This is a genomic window from Phyllobacterium sp. A18/5-2, from assembly GCF_025452215.1.
GTDB classification, from domain to species: Bacteria; Pseudomonadota; Alphaproteobacteria; order Rhizobiales; family Rhizobiaceae; genus Phyllobacterium; species Phyllobacterium sophorae.
This window is the reverse complement of sequence record NZ_CP104967.1, coordinates 821,633-846,515: the sequence shown is the minus strand read 5'-3', so window position 1 is coordinate 846,515 and position 24,883 is coordinate 821,633. Positions and strand designations below refer to the sequence as shown.

Sequence of the window (24,883 nt, the reverse complement as noted above, 5' to 3'; positions counted from 1 at the left end):
GAGCGGTTGTCTTCAAGTGCCCCGGGTACCCAATTTCCCGTGAAGCGGACAATCTGACGGAAAGCAGTCCCACGCGGCAAATGCATCATTTGGCAGTTCCTCTCAAATTGGTCACGGCCGGTTCTTCCTTGAATCCGCCATTGATTTCGGGTGCAGATTGATAGGGGTGTTCGTTCTGAATTGAAGTGGAGCCGTCATCACCGACGTATCGGATGAACAGTGCGCGCCCGTCCTTGCGGCCGATCGCCTCGATGGGTTCGAATGCATTCGCATACCAGTCGTCCCCGTCAGCCGGCGTCGCGAAAAGCGCCTGCGTCACCCGTTCGGGCGCCATCACACGCACAAGACAGTTGCGGATTGCCTCGAGATGCCGGTCGGGCGGTCCGTCTTCATAAAAAGGAGCTGTAAGGCCAAACACATAGGTTGCAAGCAGAAGGTCACACCGGGGGTCAGGCAACTCCGTCTGTTGTCGTTTTTCCAGCGAGGCGGCGACAAACGTTACCCTGCGATCAAAATTATCGACAACAGACTGGGATAAAGCGGGCGTGACGGTCCGATTCCACACGCTCTGCAGCCTGTTTGCCATTCGCAGGTAGCGCGCAATCTGAGCTTGGACTCCTGGCAAAAAACGTTTACGGGAAGCCACGATCTGAGTTTCCACCAATGACAAAATATGTCGCCCCCTTTGCCACGAATGCAGCTGGCACTACTCATTTCAGGATACCCTGGAAAGTAAACTAGCAAGAAATTGGGAGCTGATTTGGGATTATACTACACGTTCAACTTGAGAACATATCACGATAAAAAAATTTCCAATTAAGTCAACAATTTAATCGCAATTATTTCAATTTTTTAAGTAAAAATCCACGATATATTGCTGAACTTAAGCTATAAAATATTTGCGACCTCGTGTGGGCTATTGGGATAGTCTGCAGCTAAACATTCCCACGTCAATCATTGTGGCTCCAATTGAACTGTCTTAACAACTATTCCGATTCTACATGTTAACATAACAATACCTGTCGGTTTTTGCCTGGTCCAAACCATGTGCCAGGATCATGAGTGCATATATGCCGCCACGATTCGGGGATGCTGTTTCCGCTTTTTTTTGCGCCTCCTAAACGACGCGCCGCATCAATTTGATCCGCTTGACCATTCATCTGGGGTTGTCTTCAACGTGTCTCGTTATAGCAAAGCTGGAGGCGCTTTTGACTGGCGGACAACCGGCTGGTGCTGCCATCGGCCGTCATGCCGCAGCGACGTGGGGAACATCTGAACCGTCCGCGGGTTCGCTATCAATCGAAATCAAATCGCGAGAGAGACGTTGCTCCAACGAACTTTGGATCAATTATTTGTTGGCGCGCTCAGGCGAACGCTGTTTTGCGAGCGTCAGCTTCAGACAATGCTACAAGCCGCAGGGCTTGTCGACGATGCCTTATTGCGGGCCCGAATCACTCATTGCTTCGAGCATTCTCATCAAAGGCTGGAACACTTGCGATCAGCCTTCAAGAGAAGCGCTAAGCTCGCCCGTGCAAAACGATCGCAGACATTTGCGGCGATGCAGGCAGGGTTTGAAAGGGCCTCATCGTCTACGGAACAGACAGCCTGGCTAGAGCTGGCCTTGCATCATTTGCTGGCAAGCTATAGCGCCGTCATGACATGGGCTAAAGCGCTCGGTTTGGCCGAAACGGCCCGAGCTTTTAAGGATTGCCATCTTCGAACAAAGGAAGATCTGCATAAGCTAGGTTGTTATGAACAACACACTATTCACGTTAAGAAATCATGATTCTTCGTGCTCTCTCCACACCAGCGAACAAACAGGTTATCGCCGTTAATATTCTCAGGAACAATTCTTGAACATCAGTGTTGGGATGCAAGCTCAATTCCAGCGAGGAGATTTACCATGACCGTCGCCGATGATGTCTTAAACGATTGGTTGCGCAATGCCCATGCCATGGAAGAACAGGCCCTGACAATGCTGAAGGGCCAAGAGGGAAGACTCGAAAACTATCCGGATTTACGACAACGCATTTCCCAGCACATCCGCGAGACCGAACGGCACGCCGAACTCGTTCGCGGCTGTCTGGAACGCCGCAACACCGACACATCCAGTCTGAAGGACGCCGGCGCCAAGTTGGTGGCATTGGGCCAATCGCTCAGCGGCATCTTCGTCAGTGATGAGGTGATGAAAGGTTCGCTCGCCGGCTATACGTTCGAGCATATGGAAATTGCCAGCTACAAGATGCTGGCAGAAGCCGCCCGCTATGTCGGCGATGCCGAAACGGAGAATGTGTGTGAAACCATTTTAGCCGAGGAGCAAGCGATGGCCGATTGGCTGGCCGAGCATGCTGAAGACGTGACCCGGACGTTCCTTCAGCGCGAAATCTCGGACTCGGATACCGCCAAGCGATAACCACGCAGGCGCTTCGTCTATGCGGGTGGAAAGCACCGTGCCGAACAGCATTGACGCCAGGTTGGCTCCTTATAGGAATGGCCTTCCGCCCGTCACTGCTACCGTCGCGCCTGACACATAGCTGGAAAGCGGGTCAGCCAGCATCACGTATGCGGTTGCAAGCTCAGCCGGTTGGCCGGGCCGCTTCATGGGGACTTGTTTGCCAAAGTTTTGCACGGTCTCTGCCGGCATTGTGGAAGGTATGAGCGGCGTCCAGATCGGTCCCGGCGCCACAGCATTGGCCCGAATTCCTTTTTTCTGCAAGAAGCTGCGCCAGGCCTGCGGTGAAGTTTTGAATCGCGCCTTTTGTGGTTGCATATGCCAGCAAGGAAGGATTGGGGCTGTCGGCATTTATCGATGCCGTATTGATGATGGCACTGCCAGAAGGCATATGCGCCACCGCGGCCTTGGTCAGGTAAAACATGGCGTGGATGTTGACTTTGAACGTCAGCTCCCATTCGTCATCTGAAATTTCTTCGATCCCATCGAAGCTTGCCTGATGAGCTGCATTGTTCACAAGTATGTCAATCTTGCCAAATTCGCTTACCGCCATGTCGACAATGGAACGACAGTGAGCAGAAGACGCGATGTCCCCGGCAACCAGCACAGCCTTCCGTCCGGCCGCCTCAACGAGCCGTTGGGTCTCAAGGGCATCAGCCTCTTCATTAAGATAGGCTACCAGAATATCTGCCCCCTCTCGAGCGTAGGCGATGGCTACAGCTCTGCCGATGCCGCTGTCACCGCCGGTAATGATCGCCACTTTTCCTTCAAGCCGACCCGAGCCTCGATAGGATTGCTCTCCATGGTCAGGGCGTGGATTCATTTCACCGGTTTGGCCACGCATGGGCTGCTGCTGTGGGGGAAAGGGAGGAATTGGGTAGTCGGACATGGCGTCACCTCAAGTTTGTACTACATGGCGAACGCACACCTGCTTTCGAAGTTCCCGATCGCGCCGCGAGGCTTTCGTGAACGTTTTTTTGTTCTTCGTTGGGATAATTTTTCAGGGGTGGAACAATTGCGTGTCCTGGTGGTTTGAAGGCGCGGAGAGGTAAGCACAACCAGGAGAAATCCGATGCCAGAGAAAGACGATCAGCGTTCAAAGTCCGGGCAGCAAGGCAGCAAAAGCAGCTCGGGGCAGCAGAAACAAGAGGGCGGCACCAAGGGATCCCAACAGGGGTCGGGATCCACACGCGGCGGTTCCTCGGACCAGCATTCAAAAGCTGGACAGCAGAGCCACAAAAATAAATGACAATACCTGAAAGAAAGCCCGTCATTCCTAGTTGGCGGGCTTTCTAGCATGTCGCACTGTCAATTTCTCCAATCCCATTTCCAATCTGAGTTCGCGTCCTGCGGGAATCTGTTCTCTTTCGATGTAACGTTCATCGCCACGCATCCATGATCTCTGCTGTCTCAGCCGTCTCTAGCTGCTGCGACAACCGCCGGCTCATAGAACAACTGCAATGCGCCGTCGGCTTCCTCTGACGAGCCGCATACCGCGTCAGTTGCCACGATTATTCGATAGCCGAGATCGGCGCCGCCCAGAACGGTACAAAGGACACACATCGGTCTCGCCGCCGGACACCACCAACGAATGGATGTTGACACGGTTCAAAGCCCAATCAAGCTCGCCCCCACCACCTGTTCCCCAAAAATCACGCAAATTTGTATCGTGACGCTACATGCCTCATAGGGACATTTGCGGACATTTGCTAACATATCTTGACATTAAGTTATTGATATATATAACTTTTTTTGTTTTATACGCTCCTTATTTGTTCAATAGTGCGCTAAAACGAACGCCGAGTAGGCAGATCACAACGGTGCATAAAGCGGTTCGGAGGATCGCGAAATGCGAAGACCCCAAAACGGACTTACTGACGCCCTCATCAAGAGTCTCAAATTGGCTCCGCGAGGTACGGTGTATGATGTCGGAGACGCGGGCGAAACGAAGCGACTTCGTTTAAGGGTGAGTTCGACATCGAAACGGTTTTATATGTCCGGCCGCTGGGGCAAGCGAAAGAGCAGCGCGACATTGCGCGCTATTGGCCCGTACAAGCTTGAATCAATTGACGAGCTTGAACCAACGGACGAGCTCAAATCAAAGGACGGCTATTTCACCTTGCGGCAGGCGCGTGAGAAGGCTCGCGAGTGGGACAGGAAACGAAAAGTCGGGATTGATCCCAAACAAGCGGACGCAGTCGAGCAACGGAGAACATTCGCCGCACTTGTCCAAGAGTATCTGAAGCGCCCAGAATTCTTGATACAGCGCCAAGCCAACAAATACAAACGCGAAATTGAGCGTGAGCTGACGGATGAGAAACGCAATCCCTGGGTCAAGAAAGGGGTTTCGGAAATCGACGACGGCGACATTGCGAGCCTAGTCGAGGCAATAAGAGACCGACCGGCACCCAGTCAAGCATGGCATATAATGGGACACATCCGTTTGATATTCAAGTTTGCGATGAGACCTGTGAATCGGCGAAGGCTCGGCCTGGAGGTTAACCCAGCAGAACATCTAGATAGAGACAGCTTTGGTTTGAAGAAGGTGAGGAGGCAAGTCCTATTGGACGATGAACTGCTCAGCGCCTTCTGGGCCGCCACAATGGCCTTGGGATATCCCTTTGGCCCGATGTACCAGTTGCTCTGCCTGGGCGGACAAAGAATTTCGAATTGGCAAAAAGCCCATTGGACTTGGATCAACCTCGCGAAACGCGAGCTTACAATACCGGGGGAATTTTTTCAAATCGAAGGTGCCCCACATCGTCAGGCTTTCCGACAAAATGCTCGAGATACTCAACCAGTTGCCTCGCTTTGTCGGTCCGGAAAGCGCAGATTATTTGTTTTCATTTACGAACGGCATCACACCAATGAATTGCGCCTCAGAGGGCAAGAGGTTGCTTGACGATGCAATCTTAGCGGAACTCAAGAAAAGGGCAGCTTTAAAAGGGACCGACCCAAATACGGTCGTACTTACACCCTTCGTAAACCACGACTTGCGGCGCGTGATCCGGACACATCTCGAAGCACTCGGTGTGAAAACCGCAGTGGCGGAAGCGGTGATCGGACATACCAAAGGTACTTTCGACGGCACCTACAACCTCTACGAATACTACGACGAAAAGCTGCATGCTGTTCAAGCTTGGGCGAAGAGATCGGCCCAGATCATAAAAGATTGTCGCCCCTGTTCCATGGCGAGAACAAGCCGGTCGTCCCGACGGGCGTGAAGGTGCGGGCTTCGACACGACCCGGCGGCTGCAATCACGGTGAATCACATCAAGGGAGTATGTAAAATGAAAAATACATCAGACTCGACATTTTCTTCCGTTGTGGAAGACTATGTGGCCCACAATTACGTTCATAGCCGGCCGATCACGCGCCTCATTCAAAGGGAGTTGCTCGACCCGCGACGTAACCCCTGGGTATGTAAACCGATTGCAGCCGTTTGCGCGACCGACGTTGAACAGCTTGTCCTTGAAATCTGTGACCGGCCCGCGCCTCATCAGGCCATGGACGTGCTCGGTCACCTCAAGCGGATTTTCGACTTTGCCCTTAGGCCCCGATACCGCTCGCAAGCCGGGATCAGCTTTAATCCGACGGCCCATCTTCACCCAAGTTCATTCTGCGTCCGGCCGACCCGGCGCAATATTGTTCTGAATGAAGATCAAATTCGCGCGCTCTGGATTGCCGCCGGACTTCTTGGGTTACCCCTATGGGCCGCTTTTCAGATTGCTATGCGCTGGTGGGCAGCGGGCTTCGGAATGGGCCGGAGCCCGATCGGACCAGCTTGATCTCACGAGAAAGGTCTTCGTGATTCCGGGGCCCAAGTTCCGTTCCGCCAAAATAGTGCCTCTCTCCGATCTGATGATGGAAATCATTGTCAATCTGCCTTTCAACACCAGTGACAAAGGCAATGACTTCATTTTCTCTTTCAACGGCGGAACAACGCCTATGAGTTCGATTTCGAAAGGGAAACGTTACCTCGACCGTTTGATGCCCAAGTATATGCAGAACCCCGCTGCAAACATGGACGGCCTCTCGGGGAAGGGTTGGGTCATCCACGATGTAAGACACACAGTACGATTGCAGCTTTCGAAGCTGCGCATTGATCCATATATCGCCGAAGCTGTTCTAGGCAGAGAACGGCACGACTTTCTGTCCATCGACGTGGCGTGGCTGACAGAGGCGAAACGTGAAGCGTTGCAGGCGTGGGCTGACGAACTCCGTAAAATTGTAGGTATGCACCTTCCGGAACGGTCGTGAGATGTTTACCGCGTCCTTGGCATGATTTGGAGTGGACGGTCCCGCAGGATTGGAGGCTCCCCGACTAACATTCGGGAATTCTCCCTGCCTGAGAGACACTTCGATGCATTTTGCCGCGCTGTTGTCCCGCCCCGCACTACGTCCTGCCCCGCGCAAGAGGAACCGTGCAAGCGGCCAGGTAGAGGGAAATTTCGATGCGGTTGGTGTCTTCGCTGGCATTATCATCCTCGCGGTGTTCGTCCTCTTAATTGACCGAGTGCTCGATGTGGTGGAGGGTCGGCTGATCAAATGGCGGCCAAAAGCTTCCGAGGAACGCGCGACCTAGTCTGACTCAAGGCACGGATCATGCAAGTCGTCGCCACAACGGCGGCCACACGGGCAAGATGATCGGCTTGAATTGAGGCCCGCTAATATCACGCAAGCCAGCCGTCATGGCATTTTAAGCCATGACGAGCAGAAGTTCTTACGCCAGTCGGCTGGTTACATTCTGTTTCATTCGGCGCAGACCTTTAACCGTCGCCTTTAATACGCGGGCGAGATGCCCGCGGTCAGGATGCCGTCCAAATTGGCCCGGACACGATGGATATCGCGCATAAGTGACGCACCTGGCCACTACCTTATTGGCCATATAGCGTCCCTCAAAAATCTTGACCATTTCCTCAGCGAACTGCAGAGCTATAGGGAAAAAATCCGCCCTGCTCCGTAAAATCTCTACCCTTTGTAACAGCCATCGCGACCGAGTCTCGTAGCTAATCGAGGGAAGAGTCTCAAGTGTATTCTCGTTCATGAGCTATTCCAGTGAGCATGATTCAAGCGGATTGAGTTAACTGCAGCGGGTGAAAGCAGTTGGCGATGCGAGACGGATAACACGCCGTAGGTCGGGAACTACATCCCTAACAAAAACATCCATCAAGACGCTATGCCGCCGATTGGCATTTTGTTTCTTGCACCCGCCAGTCAATGAGCTCAGCCAAATCATTGCGTGTGCAAATGCATTGCCAACAATAGCCAATGGGCATTTAATTCTAGTAGACCAATAGATAATCTTACGGCTTAGACTGGAAGAGTTGCTGCGGGAGGAACGCCGATGGAAGAAGTGGCTGTTCACACAACGACAAAAGGACAAACGGCCTCGCCGCAATCCTGAAACGCTGCAAAGGCGGCTTTTCGCACCAGAGTTTCAGGCATTAGAGCGATGCCGCCTTACCAATGTCTGTTTGCAGCCAAGGCCATGTGATTGCGAGACCAATAACCATGAACGATCTTCAGCTCACGTTGCTGCTATTTCTCGCATTTATAATACTGTTCATGGTGTCCGTTTTGTTTGTCTTGAGATGCAAGGATTAGCCCAAGGCGGAAGTCAATCCCAAGACTGTTGTATATCTGACCTACTCTTCCATCTTGAAAAGATCGCCACGAAAAATGGTCCCGATCAACTCATCGGAGTCGTTGTAAACTTTAATGAGCCACCCCGCATGATCGCTACGGTCAATAGCGCTGTCGACGAGCATTTCACCCGCCGCGCGTTTGGCTTCCGCCAGGGCTGCTTCGTGATCGACAAGTTCAACCGCAATGTTGTCGGTTTTGACGTTCTCATGAAACTCAAATCTAAAGAGAGGCATGCAATAGTCCTTCGACCGGATGATCCCGTTCTTTGGAAACGTGACTGCACACTATTCGTTGCACCGGGATGTGAAGTCGCAAACACACGGCATGTCGGCCGCACCGGTTCCACGTTAAGGGGAAATTTGAGAACCCGGCGCGGCAATGCGTTGACCCGAGCGGCGGGCCGACGCCGGGCACCTTAATACATCGATCCAGCAGCCCGCATCAACCAAGCATCGGAATAGTTTGGAAGAGCGAGACTGGACATAAGGTAAAAACCCTGACGAGCTCCGATCAGCAGTTTTATCGTGCCTGAGCCTCAATTAGCATGTGGACTTCTCGCGCCGCAGCAATGAAGGCAGCGCGTGCGTCATCAGCAGTCGCCTTACCTTCCAACGCCTCGATGCAAGCTCGCCGCGCGGCAAAATACGCTTTGCCGCGGTCCTTCGGCCAAACCTGAAAAAGCAGGACCGCAGCCTCCATGACCGAGGTGACATTTCGGCGTTGTCCGGCCTGGGCTATGACGACCGGCGAAAAGTGAATATTTTTCATGCACCAGAACCCGCAGATGGCCGCGTCCGTTCCCGAGATAGGCGGCTGAATCTCTGACTTTAGTTTGCGCGTTGACTACTGCGATAAAGGTTACCGCGCCTCCGCATGTTATCAAATTTGGAACAGTTTGAGCCTCAATAAAAAGTGGCCTCCGAGGATATTGCGCCGCCAGATTGGGATTGCGATCGCGCAGAAGAAGACTGGTCCAACGGTCAGGGCCGCCGCTCGGGCGTGGTGATGGTCTCGTTGGGGAAGTCCGGTATCCACCTGCCTGTCCAGCCGGAATTCCGTTTGACAGGTTCCAGTGGTGACTCGGCAGATTCAAGGCTCACAATGTAGGAGCCCAAGTGTCTTTGTCACGCTAGCGCTTCCTCCCCGAATTTGCACGCCTGCCCTAAGACTAAGGACGCTGATGCTGTTGAGATGCGGTAATTTTCGACGGGAGTCGGAAGGCAGCCAGCGTTGTCACAATCAGGTTTTACCCAGCATGTCATAGTTCATTCGGTATAGCTTGAATGGTTAATCGATTTTTTTAGTTCAAGTCTAAGCAGAATTGTTATGTATTAAAATCATAGAATTGTTGGTATGTAAGTTACAAGCAATAAAGCCATCAATGGCTAAGTGAAAACACAAAACATTTTCCGAGTATGGTGAGTTGCGCAACGAAGCAAACTCGTGAGGAAATGTGACATGGGTAAAATAACCAGCACAATGAATTGGGGAAGGCGCAATGGTTTATTCGCCATATTGACGATTTCTACCTTGGGCCTGGTTTCAACGGCCATCCAAATCGAGCCAGCACACGCTCAGACCAAACGTGCATTGTTTGCCAGTGCGGCGCAATGCCGGCAGCTGACCGAAGATAACACGGCACTATGCTGCTATGCGTTGAACAGAAGGTTCGTGCTCACGCCGAAACAGCTTCAAATGTGCCCACCGCGAACAACGGCCGCAATCAGTGCGGCGTCCAATATCGATCATGAAGGCGGCAGCGCTCGCTCTGGTCGCAGCAGTGGCCGTTCCAGCGACGGAAATCCGGGTAGCAGCACCGCTGGTGGCACCGCCGGAGGCACTTCGAGCGCCGAGAATTCCGGTGGCGGTAACCCCGCCGGCGGTAGTGGCACTGGGGGCACCCCCGGCGGCGGTGGCACTGGCGGTAACCCGGGCGGTGGCGGTGACACTGGCGGTGGTGGAGACACTGGCGGTGGCGGTGATCCAGGAAACTGCGCACCTGGTGACGGAGGTCATAAAGGTGGGGGGCACCATGGCGACAATCATGGCAAGGGCAACCACAACGGAGACCGCCATGGAAACAACGGTCACGGCAATGACCCTGACCGAAACGACAGTTCCAATCCCGGTAGAAGCAACAATGGGGATAGCAGCGATGCCGACGGCGCCAATAAGGGAAGCGGCAATCATGGAGGCAAAGGACACGGCCGCGACAAATAAGCGGATCGCCTGATCCTTGCATTCAAAGCCAACAATCGACGCAACAGGCTTGAGCCGTAAAGGCGGAGCCTGTTGCGTTTGCACAGTGCCCGGTGTTGGTCCATCGGTAAATTGAACGATATCGTCATCGACGCCAGCGGCAGGATCGAAGCTGCCGTGATCGGCGTCGACGGTTTCCTCGGCTTAGGTGGAAAGGACGTTCCAATTGGGTTCGGCAAGCTGAGCCTCGCCAAGAAGGACAATGGTGAGAACTGGCTGGTCGTTAGTGCCACGAAGGAGCAGCTTCAGGCGGCACCTGAGGTCGACTGTTCGGCTAATTTCACCGAGGGCGTTGCCGACCCGGCCAAAGCGGCCAAGGCGAGACCGAAAAGGCAGCTGCCCCGACGCAAATGTACCGGCAGCCAGCATTTGATCGTCACGGTTACGTACCCTTCAATATCGTCACACCCGATCCAAACATCGACGAGGCCGGAATTAGGCGCGTTGGCGATCAGGTGATGTCTTCTTACATGCCCACGCTCGGCAATTCCTATTCGGAATGGCTCCTAGCGACAAGGTAGCTTCATACGGAGCGTTGGGCGTGTTCGCCGGAATGCTCGGTGTCAAATATGGGAAGGCGGCGACGGCAGGACTATTTGCCGCCGGTTTGCTTGTTTTGAACAAAGCCTGGTTCCTTTTGCTTTTGCCTTTCATCGGGCTGAAGGTTTTCTTCCAAAACGCAATGCGGCCAAGCCTTACCCCTCGGAATCTCCGTCGCTCCGACGCAGACCGGCTATCATGCTTGCGGGCCTGCTAAATTGTTTTGACAGGTCGCTTCGCTGGGTGTGGACTCTTCTTCTCCATGCATCGTGCATGCGAAAAATGGGAGGAAGCCATGATAGACATGAATCGTCGGTCGGCATTGGCACTCGGTCTGGCGGCGACCGCCGCAACGCCTCTGCTCACATTCGCAAGTCCAGCGTTGGCCAAGACCAAAGAATACGGCAAAAACGATGGCAAGGAGATTGCCCCGGGTGTCAGACTGGTGGAGCTGGGCACGTTTAAGTCAGATATCCCCGCCTACAAAAGCATCAACATGGTCGATATCGTGTTTCAGCCCGGCGCGGTGTTCCCGGAAAGCATGATGGACAATGACATGCTGTGTTACATCACTGCGGGCGAGTTCACGGTCAAGAAGCCAGATCGGGAATTCAAGGTGAAAGAAGGCGAGATGTACGCTTGCACCAAAGGCAAAACGGACGGGGCCACAAACACAAGCAACGGGGTTGGGATACATACGATAGGCATTCTGATCCCTGCTTGAGCGAGTTAGCGTTTTTTCGGCTGGGCTCGTGAAGTGCGAACCCAGCCTGTTTCGACTGGACGAGTCCTTGCCTAAGTCATTTCCCGCGAGCTCAATGCCGGACCGCGACTGGTGGACGATGTTGTGGCCCGACCCACTTGACGTGGTGCAAAACCTTGGCGTGACCCCCAAGATCAGCGTCCTCGATCTATGCTGTGGCGACGGCTATTTCACCGCTCCCCTCGCGAAACTCGTCGGCGGAAACGTGTACGCGCTCGATCTCTATCCGGTCATAATCTGACTGGCCTGGAATTGTCGTCGCGGCGGCATATGCTGACAACGCTGCTCAACGATAGGTCAAGCAACGCGATCCGGCTTTCCGAGACAATCGACGCCGATGGGGAATCGCTGTTGCGCAACGCGTGTGCGCACGGTCTAGAAGGCATCATCGCGAAGGATATAAACAGTCCCTACCGCTCCGGGCGGCGAGGCGATTGGCTCAAGATCAAATGCAGTAGCAGCGAGAGTTTCGCGGTCATAGGCTATGAGCCATCGCAAAAGGTCCAAGGCTCAATCGCCAGCCTGCTGCTGGCGGCGAAAAAAGATGACCAGCTGGTCTATGTGGGCAACGTTGGTACAGGTTTTTCGGCAAAGCTGGCGCGAGATTTGCGCAGACAGCTTGATACCATGCGGGTCGATAAACCGCCGGTGCCGATCAAGGGCAAGGGGCTGGTGTTCGTTCGCCCCACGCTCATCGCCGAAGTCAATTTCAGTGCCTGGACGCATGACGGAAATTTGAGACATCCAGCCTTCAAAGGCATTCGCGAAGTGCAGACCATGCGGAGGTCTATCAATTGGTGTAAAGCCGGTCAGGACCTTTCGGCGGTCGGTTATGGAGAGTTGAAGCCCATCCCAACTGAGGCGTGACGAGGAGCCAGCCAACCCTATCAAATCGTGAAGCCTCACCTGTAATGCGCTTCGGCTTACTCCTGTTAGGAAGGCTTGTTATCGCGTAAGAGAAGGCCTTTCCGGACATCATACTCATCCTTCGCCAAGCGAGATCGAAAGCGATCACGAATATAGTCACTGAGGCAGCGGCCCTTTGCAAACACGCTTCGGAATTTGGCGTCCGAGGAACTTCGCCACCAGCCAGACGGAATGGGTCTTCGTCTCTGGGTCATAGTTCATATTGCTGATGGAGGTGGACGGCATCTGTTCGGCTATATGACGCTGATTGGCATATAGCGGATTATAACCTTGTCCTGGTGAAAACGGCGTTCGAGTGCAACACGTCGCCTGCACCAGTCCGTCAAATCAATTTCTTCCGTCATCACCTCAAATATCACAATCTCGTCGTGGCTCGCCTCGGCACCCTCTCTCCAAAGCCCTTCTGCCGGTGCTCGCAGATAGGCGGTGACTCCTTCAAAGCTGCTGGCCAAATCTTCCTTTACGCGATCGTACGCTGCACGTTCGAAAAGCCGACCATTGTTGTCGGCACGGGGAAGCAGAATCTGGACGAGATACATTGTTAACACCCGCTGAAAAATGGGCAACGCTTATGCAGCTACTGTGTTCCCTCGGCTTATCCATGTCGTGAGCGGGTGTAATGTCCCACTATGCCGGAGCCAACCTTGTTCAAAGAAAAAGCTCGATGCTGGCCGATTGGCCACGAAGCGGCGAAATCAAGGCCTCATATTCGACCTTGAGCGCAAACACCGCGGGAGAACGACTGCGCTCAAGTTCATGGTTAATTCCTTGTTTACGCAAGAGGGCGTACCGTTAACGGGCTGGTGCCTAAGATCAGCGAAAAGGCCCGATCTGCCGCTGTATTGAGTGTTCGGCGGGTCGGGCTCAGCACTTTTGGCTACCACCAACGATGAATCCCAGCTAATATTCGGTATCAGAAGCTTGGCCGAAAAGAAGGCGGCGAAGCTTTAGGGGACTTGGTCCGCTTAAGGTGGGCCAAGTCTCTGTTCTTCGGGTTGGAAAGGCGCTTCGACCGCGGTATTTTGATTTGGATTCCGGTCAATTAGCGTAAAGTAAACGACTTGTACGCTGTCGTGACCGGGGTTCATTGCTTCAAGCCACGGTGGCCAACTAATACAAATTCGTTCTCTATTGTTCGATCACCAATGAATGAGGAGTCCTACTGACCGCTTGTGATCGCGCCGGGCCGCGCATCTATCTGCACTCGCAAATGACAACCTGGCGGCATTGCCGTTTCTGCAGGACTACTGTGCTTGGCAAGCTGGATTGCGATCGTCCCCACGCCGCCCGAGCCGGCATGGGTCAAGACTTTCTGCTCCTCCTGCAAGTTGGCCCGTCGACAAGCACCTGCCAGGACGACAAGCGCGGGGGTGCTTCTTCGTGCCCATGTAGGCCGTTTTGTGCTATGGTTCCAGGCGGAGGAACGGAGGGATAGAACGTGCCTAGTCGTGAGGAGACTATCACATCTTATAAGACGCTGATTGATTTGCACTTTCGTAATATCAAGAAATCACAAAGAAGACTGTTTGAATTACGAACCGCCTTAGGGGCGGGAGCCGGGGATGAGATTGCGTTCAACAATTCACTAATTGAAGATGAAATGTGGGAAATCCACAAACTGGAGGTGCTTATGAAGCGCCTTGAAAGGTCCCAAAGAGACGACGCCGCATTGTTACGCCGTATGGTGCGTTTAGGGGGCAGTTTTTTGCCGAAACGCAAAACGCAATAAATTGCAGGTTGCCTTCTGACCTATGTCGGTGCCGTTGCAAACACTGCAACTGCGTGCGGACGCTGTCGAGGTCCAAGTGGTTGTCGATCCGGCGCAGAAGATGATTTTCAACGGTACACTCGACTAGCAAGGAGAGCTAAAATGCCGCGCGGCGATAAATCCAAATATACAGACAAACAGGAGCGCAAGGCCGATCACATTGCAGAGAGCTACGAGGAGCGCGGGGTCTCTGAAAAGGAGGCCGAACGTCGAGCTTGGGCGACAGTCAATAAGGAAAGTGGCGGGGGCAACAAATCCGGTTCTGGACGCGGAAAAAAGGAGACGCACGGATCGTCCGAAAAAGGTGGGCGAATAGGCGGCGCAATGTCTGCCAAGCGTAGCGCTGCCGAACGCTCCGCCTCAGCAAAAAAGGCCGCGGCAACGCGCAAGCGAAATGCCCAGCACGCACATCGTTGATTTGAAAGCTGTCGGCGCTGTCGGCGAAGGTGTTCTGTGCTTGTCGTCGGACGAACTGTTGGAAAGCTTCTCAATCCATCGTAGCTAAACGCCACTGCAACCATGGGGCGGGCGGACACATCGCCGCCCACACGCGACCGATGGTTTGATTTCCGGGCCGTGGCGAATACAACTGGCCCGGGATCGCCGGACAACTGAAGTAGGCCACCAGATTGCAGCCTGAATTGCTAGCGTACTTGGCGAAAGGTAATCGAATAACGCAATTTCGCGACTGGTGGTATGGAGTGCTCCCACTCGGCCCGCGCTTGGCCAGAAAGCACGTATATAGATCCAGGTCTACAACAACCGAAGCTCGTTCCCACTTGCCACCGACCTTCCGGCGAAGCCGGAGAGTGCAAGGCGACAAAAGCGAGACCCCGACAACGACGCCGAATACCATCTTGTCTCGGTGCCAGCCGATGGGTGCGCCGGGGCTGTATTCAGTCACGAGTGCTTGCTTCAATTCCGTGGGAGCGAGTCCTGCAACCCGTGCTGCGATGTCACGTGCAGGAAGGAGCATACGTGGAAGATCGCCAATCTCCCTAACCCGCTCCGTATCGAAATCATATTTCCATCCGAATGACACCACACGGCGCTTGCCCTCGAAGCCATGAAACGCGAAGTTTTTGAATGGAAGTGCGGAGATATCCATCAGCAGCGACTTTTGAAGTGGTTGTGGCAAGGCATCAGCAAGGTAGGTAAAGCCATCCGGAAGCTGGGGAGCTGAATTGCCAAAAAGTTCGGTTTGCATTGTGCCTTTTTTCTTGGAAACATTGCTTTCGCCAGTTCGCGTACAATTTCAGTTAAATCAAAACTTGTCCGCCATCACCGGCCAAATCTCACTGCGAACAACCATGGAATATATCGGCCTTGATCTGTCGTTGAAAGAGACCGCAATTTCTACTCGGCTTGATTGCAAATCATGGCTGAACGCTGCGCGGGTTCCGGCGATCTGCGTCGACGCGCGACATGCAAATGCGGCGAGCGACAAGGCTGCGAACAAAATCGATGCCAACGACACTGATGCCTGCCCGTCTTGCAGACGAGAGGAGGACTTGGAGGCGCCCAGCAGTCACGCGTCCTAGCCAGATGGATTTGTTCTCGGAAATTTTAGGGGCAGGAGTTAGCTCGGCGGCGTTGCATGGACGGCGTTCACGCTTCCATCTGCTATTGTGTGCTGGCGTTCGCCTATATTCGGTAAACTCTGCTGGCCTCGTCGGGCAAGGCATCATTTACGGACTGAAACATGTCGCGGGCAGTCGTGGCACAGGCCATATGGAGATTGGCCCAAACCCTCACGCCGGACCGCACCCGCATCGGCAGTGTCATAGCCGCCGTCGCCGCGGCCGTGTAGATCAACAGCGCTATGGGCAGGTCGGCGCAGTTGCCTGCGGTGCGCTCTTGGAATTAGGTCCGCGCTGATCGGGAGCTCCGGCTCTCGCCTGTGATGTTCAATACTGATCGGCGCTAAAACTTCGGCGCTATCGCAGCAGCGAGGGATGGAACTGGCGTCGGCAATCGAAGAGGCGAATGGCCCCGTTCAGGCGCGCAAATATCTAGGAAGCCAAGAAATCTAAGCGCCTCGCGCTTTACGACCACGCGTGCTTGGCTTCGCCGGAACGCTCTTCCCATACTCGTTCCACCAGGCGGTGAGCGCTTCCATCGTGGGACCAAGCCCACGCGCCTTTGGCGTGATCTCATACTCGACGCGAGGCGGCACCTCCGCGAACACGGTGCGCGAAACCAGCCCATCTGCTTCGAGCTCGCGCAGTTGTGCCGTCAGCATGTGCTGGGTGATGCCGGGGATCGCCTTTCGCAGCTCCCCGAAGCGGTAGACCCGCTGATTGAGCAACCACATGATCTCCAGCTTCCACTTGCCAGAGAGCAGCGCGAACGCGCGCCGCATCTCCTCGTGCATGTTGATCGCTTCGTCGACCATAGTCTGGTTTTCCATACTAACAGCAAGTAATTCATCCTACTTGCACTTATCAATCTTAGACGACATTTTCAATCTATGTTGCAGGTACGCAGGTAAAAAGATGTGCGCCTGGCAAACCCGAAAGTTAGCGAAAGAGATGTTGCCGCTAGGCGGCGATAGGAAGATCACATGACTGCTATTTATACCTATTGGATCAGCACGGCACTTCTCAGTCTGCTGTATCTGACTTCCGCTATCATGTACGTGACTAAGGGCGCCTGGGTTCGTCAGATCCTCTCGGAGCTCGGCTATCCGGCCTACCTGGTGCCCGTCATGATCGCCGTGAAGGTTTTGGGCGTGGCGGCCATCTTATCGCGCTTCAACGTTGCGCTCAGTGATCTCGCCTATGCCGGCATCTTCTATCACCTACTGTTGTCCAGTTTGGCGCACCTCGGTGTCCGCAAGCCCAAAGGAGCAGTGCCGGCTGCAGCAGGGCTCGCATTGCTCGTCGCCTCTTTCGTCACGCAAAACGCGGCTCGCGAAAATGCTTCGTCCTATCTGCAGGCGTCAATGCTCTGGTAGGGCAAAAAACACCAACCCCTTATCGAATGGATATGAATATGGGTCGACTCAACGGAAAGGTTGCCATCGTTACTGGCGCCGGTCGCGGCATAGGCCGTGCCACAGCAAAGTTATTTGCCGCCGAAGGCGCGAAGGTCGCTGCGCTCTCGCTGACACCTGCAAATGTGGACGCCGTTGTCGCGGACATCGAAGCCGCGGGTGGGACCGCCCTTGGCCTGTCTTGTGACATCAGCGATGCCAATCAGATCAGGGCGGCGGTGGATAAGGTGGTCGCTGCCTATGGCCGGATCGACATCCTCGTGAACAACGCGTTCGATCCATCAGCGCCGTTCTCCTCCATCATCGATCTGTCGGCCGAGCAATTGCAGCGCAATTTCGAGATGGGCCCGATCGCCTATCTGCGAACAATGCAGGCCTGCTATCCCTACCTCAAGACGAGCGGAGAGGGCCGCGTCATCAACTTCGGCTCAATGGCCGGTGTCATCGGCATGGTGGGCTATGGCCCCTATAACATGGCTAAGGAGGCAGTTCGCGCCCTGACCCGCACCGCAGCACGCGAATGGGGCGCCGACAAGATCACCGTGAACAATCTTCTGCCGCTGGCGGAGACATGGGGCGAAGAGGCTGACGTGCCCCCGCCGATTAACGCGCTCGGCCGCTTCGGAATTCCGGATGAAGACATCGCGCCGGTCATCCTGTTCCTCGCGACCAAAGATGCACAGTTCTTGACGGGGTACAGCCTCACCCCGGATGGCGGCTCGATCATCGACAGCGCGCGCTGATCAGCAATGCTCAAGGAGACTTCGAACGAATAAGACCCGAATCGGAGCCCCGGTTCGGGAGACTATACGCGTCTCCACCTGTACAGTAGCTGTCGGCTTACGCGGTGAGATTCTGATCGAAGAATGACTTCAGCTTGTCGAATGGCCCGAGGGTCACCGGGGGTGAAGTTCGACGTGGCCCCGCACCCTTCGCCCGATGCAATTCCTTCTCCTCGGCGGCGTCCTCGCTGTATTTCTTGGAATGCGCCTGGTCGCCTGCGATGAAGAAGCAGCCGCCGAAGGCAGATTGTCTCGATATCTTCGAAGGATAGAAGTTCATGAACTTCACATTGGAGACCACGGTCGGCATGGTCGTGATCTCGGTGTCTATCTCGTTCTGCCCTGCCCGTTTGGTCCCGGTGACAAACGCGCGCCGATCGCGTGTGGAGAGCCTCTGCCCCGACTTCCGTCTTAGCGGACGTTGTCGGGCAGCTGACTGCAAACAGACCGATGAAGGCGACAATGGTCGGGGCCTCAAGCGAGGTCAGGAAGTTCGCCAATAACCTTGTCAAGCGTGATCGGGTAGTGCCGGACCCTGACACCCGTCGCGTTATAGATGGCGTTGGCGATGGCGGCGGAAACGCCGCACAGGCCAAGTTCGCCGATTCCCTTGGCCTTCATGGGCGACGACATCGCATCGGTCTCGTCCATGAAGATTACCTCCTGGTGCGGGATGTCGGCATGCACCGGCACCTCGTAGCCGGCGAGATCGTGGTTGACGAAGAAGCCGCGGCGGGTGTCGACGGCAAGCTCTTCGGACAAGGCCCCGCCGGCACCCATGGTCATTGCGCCGATCACTTGGCTGCGGGCTGTGATCGGATTAAGGATGCGTCCTGCGGCACAGACTGCCAGCATGCGGCGGATCCGGGTCTCGCCTGTGGCGACATCCACGCCGACCTCGACGAAATGCGCGCCGAAGGTGGACTGCTGATGGGTCTCCGCCAGCTTTCCCCACTCGATCTTGTCTTCGCCGGCGAGCCCTTCGGGACCGGCCGCCTCGGATAGCGGCACCGATCTGTTGCCGGAACGGACTTGTCCGTTCTCGAACACGATGTCCTCCGAATTGAAGCCAAGCTTCTGCGCAACCGCCTCGCGCAACTTAACACAGGCCGCATAGACACCCGCGGTGGAACAGTTTGCGCCGAACTGCCCTCCAGAACCTGAAGACACGGGGAAACGTGAGTCGCCAAGTTGGACGCTTACCTTGTCGATGGTCACGCCGAGCATTTCCGCCGCGGTCTGCGCGATGATGGTGTAGCTCCCAGTTCCGATGTCGGTCATGTCGGTCTCGACGCTGACCACACCCTCTCGATCGAGGCGGACGCGTGCCCCCGAGGGAAGGAGCAGGTTATTTCTGAAGGCTGAGGCGGCGCCGGTGCCGATCAGCCAGTTGCCCTCGCGCCGCGAGCCCGGTCTGCCGCGACCACTCCATTGGAAGCGTTCCGCGCCGAGCTTGAGACATCCGACAAAGTCGCGGTGAGAGAACGGCCGCTCCGGCTTTTCTGGATCGACCTGGGTGTCGTTGATGATCCGGAATTCGACCGGATCGATGCCGAGCTTCTCCGCCACCTCGTCCATGGCAATTTCAAGCGCCATCAGGCCGGGCGCCTCGCCCGGAGCGCGCATGGCATTGCCTTCGGGAAGATCGAGCGTCGCCAGCCGCATTGCGGTCATGCGGTTTGCCCCGGCGTAGAGCAGCCGCGTCTGCATGACGGCAGTCTCCGGCTGTCCGCCGGGCAGGTCACCCGACCAGCTCTCGTGCGCGATCGCGGTGATCTTGCCGTCCCGCTCGGCGCCGATACGAAGGCGCTGAACGGTCGCCGGTCGGTGCGTCGTGTTGTTCATCAGGAACGGGCGAGGCAGCGCCACTTTGACCGGGCGTCCGGCGGCACGAGCTGCAAATGCAGCCAGCACGGCATCGGAACGCAGGAACAGCTTGCTGCCGAAACCGCCGCCGATGAAGGGCGACATCAAGTGGATCTTCTCTTTATCAATGGCGAGGGTCGTGGCAAGGTCGGTCCGCCACCAGTCGATCATCTGGCTCGATGTCCAGACCGTCAGCTCGTCTCCGTTCCAGGCGGCGATGGAGGCATGTGGTTCCATCATAGCGTGCGACTGATCGGGCGTGGTGTAGGTTTGCTCAAGCGTGACTGCCGCTGACTTGAAGGCGACCTCGAAGTCCCCGACGGCGGAATCCGGATCGCCGGACTCCGGCTTCACCGCAGTTTCCATCGCCTGCGCCAGATCGAACGCGCCTCGCTCCTCAATGTAGTCAACCTTTACAAGTCCGGCGGCGGCGCGGGCCTGTTCGAAAGTCTCGGCCACGACAACTGCGATGGCCTGATGATAGTGCTGCACTTCCTCACCGCCGAACAGTTTCGCGGTGTTGAACTTCCCTTTCTTCCGATCGCCGACTTCCGGCGCAGTCACGACGGCGATCACGCCTGCGGCCCTTTTAGCGCCGGATACGTCCATTGACTTGATGCGGCCCTTCGCGATGGCAGCGCCGACCGGATATCCGTAGGCACACGGTATGCTGGGATCATGCCATTCATATGCGTACATTGCCCTGCCCGTCACCTTAAGCGCACCATCGATGCGGGGGACTGGTTGGCCGACGACCTTGAGGCGATCAATTGGATTGGTGGTGGCTGGTGTATCGAACTGCATTGGCTCACCCCTTGGCTTCAGCGATGACGGCGCTAAGTGTGCGCTCGACGAGAGCGATCTTGAATCGATTCTGATCGGAGGGACGCGCGTCCGACAGAAGCACGCTGAACGCTGCTCTGGCGCCCTTGGGCAGTTCGGCGTCCGCCGCTTCGACGCGCCACGGCTTATGCGCGACGCCGCCGACGGCGACCCGGCCGCTCCCGTCCGGCTGGATCACCGCTCCTACGGATACGAGCGCGAAGGCGTAGGACGCGCGGTCGCGGACCTTCCGATAGATATGCTTGCCGCCGATCGGCGGCGGCAGCACGACGGCCATGATGAACTCGCCCCTGTCAAGGATGGTATCGAGCTCAGGCGTGTCGCCTGGCAAGCGGTGAAAGTCGGCGATCGGGATAGAGCGCCGGGCGCCGTCAGCCTTCACTGTCTCAACCACCGCGTCGAGCGCCCGCATGGCGATGGCCATGTCGCTCGCATGGGTTGCAATACAGGACTCGCTCGTGCCGACGACGGCGTGCTGTCGTGAGATCCCGCCGATTGCGGAACAACCGCTGCCTGGCTGGCGCTTGTTGCACGGCTGATTGGTGTCGTAGAAGTACGGACAGCGGGTGCGTTGCAGGAGGTTGCCTGCGGTTGTCGCTTTGTTGCGCAGCTGGCCCGAAGCCCCCGCCACGAGCGCGCGCGACAGGAGGCCATAGTCGCGGCGGATCCGCTCGTCTGCAGCAAGCTCGGTGTTACGCACCAGGGCGCCGATGCGCACGCCCCCTCTGGGGTGCTTTCGATCTTATCCAGGCCGAGACCATTGACATCGATTAGGTGGGCTGGCGTTTCGATTTCGAGCTTCATCAGATCGAGAATATTTGTGCCGCCCGCGATGAACTTTGCATCGGGATTGGCCGCCGCCGCCTTTGTGGCCGCCTCAATCGAAGCTGCCCGCTCGTAGGTGAAGGCTCTCATGCTTTTCTCCCTGAAACTTCCGCAATGGCATCGATTATGTTTGAATAGGCTCCACAGCGGCAGATGTTGCCGCTCATTCGTTCTCTTAATTCCTCGGGGTTAGCCTGAGCCCGCGCCGTCAGGTCAGCGGTGACGTGACTTGGGATGTTCGACTTGATTTCTTCGAGCACCGCAACCGCGGAGCAGATTTGTCCAGGCGTGCAATAGCCACATTGGAAACCATCGTGTTTAACGAAGGCAGCCTGCATGGGATGTAGATTTCCGGGTTGGCCGAGGCCCTCGATCGTGGTGATCTCGTCGTCCTCATGCATCACGGCGAGTGTCAGGCACGAATTGATGCGTCTGCCGTCGACCATCACAGTGCACGCGCCGCACTGGCCGTGATCGCACCCCTTTTTCGTGCCAGTCAGATGCAGGTGCTCGCGCAGAGCGTCGAGCAGCGTGGTGCGGTTGTCGACTTCGAGACTGCGGCCCTCCCCATTGACGGTCAATGATACTTTGGAGGTTAAGGTCATTTCATTTCCTGCAGACTGAGCCATAGAAGCATTTGATGCGGCTCCGATGACCGCAACGCTTGCTGCGGACGAGATAAGCAGATCGCGCCGGGAAATTTCAAGGTGAAAGGGGCTTTGCATGTCCAGCTCCAGTTCTATTTATCAGGTGGCATAGGAGGCGCTAAGCCTCGTGGGCAGCACACCACAGATCAATTTAAAGCTCGAGTGGGCGGATGATTAGATAGCCTACTTCGCAAACGGTTATCGATCTGGCTTATAAATGAAGAGTGGTGTCCAGGTGCGCATTGCGGCATTTCGCAGGTCGCGATGATCAGAAGATAAAATGCGATAGTGGGAAAGGGGAACAGAGTGGCGACAGAATCATGGATTGAGACGAAACGCTGAAGCTGTCGGGTTGACGGGACTGGCGCACGAAAGGGGCGTGTGACAACAAGTGAGCGCGGCCGTTTAGCAAACGTTCGTTTGTGAAAATGCCTACAATAGCGGATATTCCCCGAATCCGATTGGTTCGTAGTAAAACCACTCCTTAGAGCATATCGTGATGAATGATTTCCAATGAGCGGTTTGAACAGATACGAACCAGCGACCCTGTTGATACCAATCTATTTGTTTCAATAGCGTTCGAAGCAGCCATAAACTTAGATGAATGACCGGTTTGGGGCCGCAACCAGACTGTCTGGTTTCGGGCGCAGGAGATCAGTTTTCTGCCATTGGGCTCAGAGGATCGCCTCTGTCGTGGCGCTCCCGGGTTCGCAGACAGCCCATAATGCGTCCCTCCATCCCCACGAGAAGACTCACTCATCAAAGCCTAGGTTCAAACACCTGGAGGCAGGCGACGATTAGCGTGCGTCTGGCTGAGTGTATCTGCGTCCTTATGCGGGTTACCGTATAATAGATTTTTAAACGCTTGCGCGTATATCCGTGTTTTAATCGCACTCGCGTATATTGACACGTTATACGTTACTGCGTATATTCGTGATAGGAGGCCACCATGAACGAACAGATCGCCCGCACAGAAAAACAACTCGGCGCCATCCTGCGCCGCGCCCGCAAACAGGCGGACTTGAGCCAAGGTGCACTCGGCGAACAAATCCATATGCGGCAGGGCACGGTTTCACGCCTTGAAGCCGGGGAGCCGGCCGTCCAGTTGCGCACCCTGATGGAAGCCCTTTCAGCCCTCAATCTGGAACTGGTCATTCGACCACGCAGCCAGGGCAGCGCCGCCGACATCGAGGACTTGTTCTGATGGCAAGAAGGCGGGCGCACGTACCCCTCAACGTTTTCCTGAACAGCCGTCATGTCGGCGTGCTGCGTCGCGAGGCCACAGGTGCAATCGACTTCCAGTACGGACACGGATGGCTAGATTGGCGCGGCACATTCCCGGTGTCACTATCACTCCCCCTGCGCGAGGACCGTTATATCGGCACCCCAGTCATCAACGTGTTCGACAACCTGCTGCCTGATAACGACGCAATCCGCAACCGCATCGCCGAGCGCGTCGGCGCGGAAGGAACTGACGCCTTCAGCCTGCTAACCGCTCTGGGCCAGGACTGCGTGGGCGCCCTGCAATTCCTGACCGACGGCACTGATCCCGGCACTGTCGGCGATACCGACGGCAAGCCGGTCAGCGACGACGAGGTCGCATACATCATCAAGAATCTCGCCGCCGCGCCGCTCGGTATGGGCGAAGACGAAGATTTTCGAGATCTCGATTGCAGGGGCACAGGAAAAAACCGCCCTGCTGCGCAAGGACGGCCAGTGGTTCAAACCCACAGGCACCACCGCCACCACCCATATTCTCAAACCGCAGATCGGCGAACTTCCCAATGGCATCGACCTCTCCAACAGCGTGGAGAATGAGTATTTCTGTCTGAAGCTACTGGAAGCAATGGGCGTCCCCACCGCCAACGTCGAGATAGCGGATTTCGGGGAACGCCGTACACTAATCGTAGAACGTTTCGACCGCCTTTGGACGAAGGACGGAAGATTGCTCCGTCTGCCGCAAGAGGACACTTGCCAGGCGCTGTCGATCCCGCCCACCAGAAAATATCAGTCCGACGGCGGCCCTGGAATGCGGGAAATCATCAACCTGCTGAAAGGCAGCGACACACCCGATGCCGATATCGCGACATTCATGCGCGCCAGCATCCTGTTCTGGCTGCTCGGCGCGACCGACGGTCACGCTAAAAACTTCAGTATTTTCGTTGGCCCCGGCGGACGCTTCCGAATGACACCTCTCTACGATGTGCTGACCGCACAGCCGAGCCTCGATGAAGGCCAGATCTCCCGCAAGAAATTCAAACTTGCGATGTCGGTTGGCAGAAACCGCCACTATGCTATCCATGACATCGTACCCCGTCACTTCATGCAGTCGGCGGACCTTTCCGGTGTCGGCACCCCGGCGATGAAAGCGATCTTTGAAGACATCGCCGCGAAGGCCGAACAGCAGGCAGGGGCCGCTATCGCGGCGCTGCCCAATGGTTTTCCCGACCAGCTCGTGACGTCGACCATGGCGGCCATCAGCCACCGCGTCCGGCTCGTTGCCGATTCACTTTCGCGAGCGTCTCATGTCTGAAGCAAGAAATTACCTGCATTGCCATTCTTGGCCA

The 24,883-nt window shown here is 55.8% G+C and carries 26 protein-coding genes and 7 pseudogenes; 20 read left to right on the top strand and 13 right to left on the bottom strand.

Going from position 1 to position 24,883, the window contains the following annotated elements; translation table 11 throughout:
* Window positions 1-85: 85 nt before the first annotated feature.
* Window positions 86-565, bottom strand: a complete 480-nt coding sequence (locus N8E89_RS22665) for a hypothetical protein (protein WP_262262064.1) — start codon at window positions 563-565, stop codon at window positions 86-88.
* A gap of 759 nt (window positions 566-1,324) precedes the next feature.
* Here N8E89_RS22665 and N8E89_RS22660 point away from each other — a divergent pair.
* Window positions 1,325-1,786: a DUF892 family protein gene (locus tag N8E89_RS22660; RefSeq protein ID WP_262262063.1), complete on the top strand. Its 462-nt coding sequence runs from the start codon at window positions 1,325-1,327 to the stop codon at window positions 1,784-1,786.
* Between the two features lie 117 nt (window positions 1,787-1,903).
* On the top strand, window positions 1,904-2,413 hold the full coding sequence (locus N8E89_RS22655; protein ID WP_262262062.1) for a ferritin-like domain-containing protein: 510 nt from the start codon (window positions 1,904-1,906) through the stop codon (window positions 2,411-2,413).
* Window positions 2,414-2,482: 69 nt separating this feature from the next.
* On the opposite strand, the gene N8E89_RS29480 is transcribed toward N8E89_RS22655, so the two are convergent.
* Both N8E89_RS29480 and N8E89_RS29475 read right to left on the bottom strand, forming a co-directional pair.
* Window positions 2,483-2,770: an SDR family oxidoreductase gene (locus N8E89_RS29480; protein ID WP_410010396.1), complete on the bottom strand. Its 288-nt coding sequence runs from the start codon at window positions 2,768-2,770 to the stop codon at window positions 2,483-2,485.
* Window positions 2,766-3,275: pseudogene (locus tag N8E89_RS29475) on the bottom strand (SDR family NAD(P)-dependent oxidoreductase); the annotation flags it as partial. The gene N8E89_RS29480 and the pseudogene N8E89_RS29475, both read right to left, overlap by 5 nt.
* A 249-nt stretch (window positions 3,276-3,524) precedes the next feature.
* On the opposite strand from N8E89_RS29475, the gene N8E89_RS22645 reads away from it, so the two are divergent.
* From N8E89_RS22645 to N8E89_RS29470, 6 genes and pseudogenes are all read left to right on the top strand, one after another.
* Window positions 3,525-3,701: a hypothetical protein gene (locus N8E89_RS22645; RefSeq protein WP_262262060.1), complete on the top strand. Its 177-nt coding sequence runs from the start codon at window positions 3,525-3,527 to the stop codon at window positions 3,699-3,701.
* A 600-nt stretch (window positions 3,702-4,301) separates the two neighbouring features.
* Complete coding sequence (locus tag N8E89_RS22640) at window positions 4,302-5,354, top strand: tyrosine-type recombinase/integrase (protein WP_262262059.1); 1,053 nt, start codon at window positions 4,302-4,304, stop codon at window positions 5,352-5,354.
* On the top strand, window positions 5,347-5,676 hold the full coding sequence (locus N8E89_RS22635; protein ID WP_262262057.1) for a site-specific integrase: 330 nt from the start codon (window positions 5,347-5,349) through the stop codon (window positions 5,674-5,676). The genes N8E89_RS22640 and N8E89_RS22635 overlap by 8 nt, the downstream gene beginning before the upstream one ends.
* A gap of 66 nt (window positions 5,677-5,742) precedes the next feature.
* Entirely contained in the window at window positions 5,743-6,240 is a 498-nt protein-coding gene (locus N8E89_RS22630) for a hypothetical protein (protein ID WP_262263374.1), read from the top strand.
* Entirely contained in the window at window positions 6,134-6,712 is a 579-nt protein-coding gene (locus N8E89_RS22625) for a tyrosine-type recombinase/integrase (RefSeq protein WP_262263298.1), read from the top strand. The genes N8E89_RS22630 and N8E89_RS22625 overlap by 107 nt, the downstream gene beginning before the upstream one ends.
* 181 nt (window positions 6,713-6,893) lie before the next feature.
* A pseudogene (locus N8E89_RS29470) lies at window positions 6,894-7,037 on the top strand (ABC transporter permease); the annotation flags it as partial.
* Between the two features lie 1,063 nt (window positions 7,038-8,100).
* Here N8E89_RS29470 and N8E89_RS22615 read toward each other — a convergent pair.
* Together N8E89_RS22615 and N8E89_RS22610 are read right to left on the bottom strand one after the other, a co-directional pair.
* The gene (locus N8E89_RS22615) at window positions 8,101-8,334 is read right to left on the bottom strand and encodes a DUF6894 family protein (RefSeq protein WP_262262055.1); all 234 of its coding nucleotides are present in this window, start codon (window positions 8,332-8,334) and stop codon (window positions 8,101-8,103) included.
* 286 nt (window positions 8,335-8,620) lie between these two features.
* Window positions 8,621-8,869: a DUF982 domain-containing protein gene (locus N8E89_RS22610; RefSeq protein WP_262262054.1), complete on the bottom strand. Its 249-nt coding sequence runs from the start codon at window positions 8,867-8,869 to the stop codon at window positions 8,621-8,623.
* Between the two features lie 958 nt (window positions 8,870-9,827).
* Here N8E89_RS22610 and N8E89_RS22605 point away from each other — a divergent pair.
* From N8E89_RS22605 to N8E89_RS22585, 5 genes are all read left to right on the top strand, one after another.
* Window positions 9,828-10,334, top strand: a complete 507-nt coding sequence (locus N8E89_RS22605) for a hypothetical protein (RefSeq protein WP_262262053.1) — start codon at window positions 9,828-9,830, stop codon at window positions 10,332-10,334.
* A gap of 59 nt (window positions 10,335-10,393) precedes the next feature.
* Complete coding sequence (locus tag N8E89_RS22600) at window positions 10,394-10,819, top strand: PRC-barrel domain-containing protein (protein WP_262262052.1); 426 nt, start codon at window positions 10,394-10,396, stop codon at window positions 10,817-10,819.
* A gap of 376 nt (window positions 10,820-11,195) precedes the next feature.
* Window positions 11,196-11,624 carry a cupin domain-containing protein gene (locus N8E89_RS22595; protein ID WP_262262051.1) on the top strand — a complete coding sequence of 143 codons (429 nt, stop codon included), beginning with the start codon at window positions 11,196-11,198 and terminating at the stop codon, window positions 11,622-11,624.
* Between the two features lie 67 nt (window positions 11,625-11,691).
* Window positions 11,692-11,904 (top strand): class I SAM-dependent methyltransferase, encoded by a 213-nt coding sequence (locus N8E89_RS22590; RefSeq protein ID WP_315975695.1) that lies wholly within the window; start codon window positions 11,692-11,694, stop codon window positions 11,902-11,904.
* Window positions 11,905-11,933: 29 nt separating this feature from the next.
* Complete coding sequence (locus N8E89_RS22585; protein WP_262262050.1) at window positions 11,934-12,530, top strand: ATP dependent DNA ligase; 597 nt, start codon at window positions 11,934-11,936, stop codon at window positions 12,528-12,530.
* Window positions 12,531-12,823: 293 nt separating this feature from the next.
* Here N8E89_RS22585 and N8E89_RS22580 read toward each other — a convergent pair whose 3' ends face one another.
* A complete protein-coding gene (locus N8E89_RS22580) occupies window positions 12,824-13,129 on the bottom strand; it encodes a hypothetical protein (RefSeq protein WP_262262049.1) in 306 nt (101 codons plus the stop codon).
* A gap of 710 nt (window positions 13,130-13,839) precedes the next feature.
* A pseudogene (locus tag N8E89_RS22575) lies at window positions 13,840-13,952 on the bottom strand (NADP-dependent oxidoreductase); the annotation flags it as partial.
* Between the two features lie 76 nt (window positions 13,953-14,028).
* Between N8E89_RS22575 and N8E89_RS22570 the strand changes: the two are divergent.
* Window positions 14,029-14,319, top strand: coding sequence for a hypothetical protein (locus N8E89_RS22570; protein ID WP_262262048.1), 291 nt, complete (start codon window positions 14,029-14,031; stop codon window positions 14,317-14,319).
* A 141-nt stretch (window positions 14,320-14,460) separates the two neighbouring features.
* Window positions 14,461-14,775 carry a plasmid stabilization protein gene (locus N8E89_RS22565; protein WP_262262046.1) on the top strand — a complete coding sequence of 105 codons (315 nt, stop codon included), beginning with the start codon at window positions 14,461-14,463 and terminating at the stop codon, window positions 14,773-14,775.
* A 227-nt stretch (window positions 14,776-15,002) separates the two neighbouring features.
* Here N8E89_RS22565 and N8E89_RS22560 read toward each other — a convergent pair.
* Window positions 15,003-15,565 (bottom strand): annotated as a pseudogene (locus N8E89_RS22560) (alpha-ketoglutarate-dependent dioxygenase AlkB).
* 103 nt (window positions 15,566-15,668) lie between these two features.
* On the opposite strand from N8E89_RS22560, the pseudogene N8E89_RS22555 reads away from it, so the two are divergent.
* A pseudogene (locus tag N8E89_RS22555) lies at window positions 15,669-15,839 on the top strand (IS110 family transposase); the annotation flags it as partial.
* Between the two features lie 548 nt (window positions 15,840-16,387).
* On the opposite strand, the gene N8E89_RS22550 reads toward N8E89_RS22555, so the two are convergent.
* Complete coding sequence (locus N8E89_RS22550) at window positions 16,388-16,768, bottom strand: winged helix-turn-helix transcriptional regulator (RefSeq protein ID WP_262262045.1); 381 nt, start codon at window positions 16,766-16,768, stop codon at window positions 16,388-16,390.
* Between the two features lie 153 nt (window positions 16,769-16,921).
* Here N8E89_RS22550 and N8E89_RS22545 point away from each other — a divergent pair, with 153 nt between their 5' ends.
* Both N8E89_RS22545 and N8E89_RS22540 read left to right on the top strand, forming a co-directional pair.
* Window positions 16,922-17,314, top strand: coding sequence for a DoxX family protein (locus N8E89_RS22545; protein ID WP_262262044.1), 393 nt, complete (start codon window positions 16,922-16,924; stop codon window positions 17,312-17,314).
* Window positions 17,315-17,352: 38 nt separating this feature from the next.
* Window positions 17,353-18,096: an SDR family NAD(P)-dependent oxidoreductase gene (locus N8E89_RS22540; RefSeq protein WP_262262043.1), complete on the top strand. Its 744-nt coding sequence runs from the start codon at window positions 17,353-17,355 to the stop codon at window positions 18,094-18,096.
* 97 nt (window positions 18,097-18,193) lie between these two features.
* On the opposite strand, the gene N8E89_RS22535 is transcribed toward N8E89_RS22540, so the two are convergent.
* From N8E89_RS22535 to paoA, 4 genes and pseudogenes are all read right to left on the bottom strand, one after another.
* On the bottom strand, window positions 18,194-18,445 hold the full coding sequence (locus N8E89_RS22535; protein ID WP_262262041.1) for an alpha/beta hydrolase family protein: 252 nt from the start codon (window positions 18,443-18,445) through the stop codon (window positions 18,194-18,196).
* 164 nt (window positions 18,446-18,609) lie between these two features.
* Window positions 18,610-20,805, bottom strand: a complete 2,196-nt coding sequence (gene paoC / locus N8E89_RS22530; RefSeq protein ID WP_262262040.1) for an aldehyde oxidoreductase molybdenum-binding subunit PaoC — start codon at window positions 20,803-20,805, stop codon at window positions 18,610-18,612.
* 4 nt (window positions 20,806-20,809) lie between these two features.
* Window positions 20,810-21,759, bottom strand: a pseudogene (locus tag N8E89_RS22525) (FAD binding domain-containing protein).
* The gene (gene paoA / locus N8E89_RS22520; RefSeq protein WP_262262039.1) at window positions 21,756-22,394 is read right to left on the bottom strand and encodes an aldehyde dehydrogenase iron-sulfur subunit PaoA; all 639 of its coding nucleotides are present in this window, start codon (window positions 22,392-22,394) and stop codon (window positions 21,756-21,758) included. Before paoA ends, N8E89_RS22525 begins: the two are co-directional and overlap by 4 nt.
* Before the next feature lie 871 nt (window positions 22,395-23,265).
* Between paoA and N8E89_RS22515 the strand changes: the two genes are divergently transcribed.
* A complete protein-coding gene (locus N8E89_RS22515; protein WP_262262038.1) occupies window positions 23,266-23,520 on the top strand; it encodes a type II toxin-antitoxin system RelB family anti-toxin in 255 nt (84 codons plus the stop codon).
* Window positions 23,520-24,849, top strand: a pseudogene (locus N8E89_RS22510) (type II toxin-antitoxin system HipA family toxin). Before N8E89_RS22515 ends, N8E89_RS22510 begins: the two are co-directional and overlap by 1 nt.
* The last annotated feature ends 34 nt before the right edge of the window (window positions 24,850-24,883 follow it).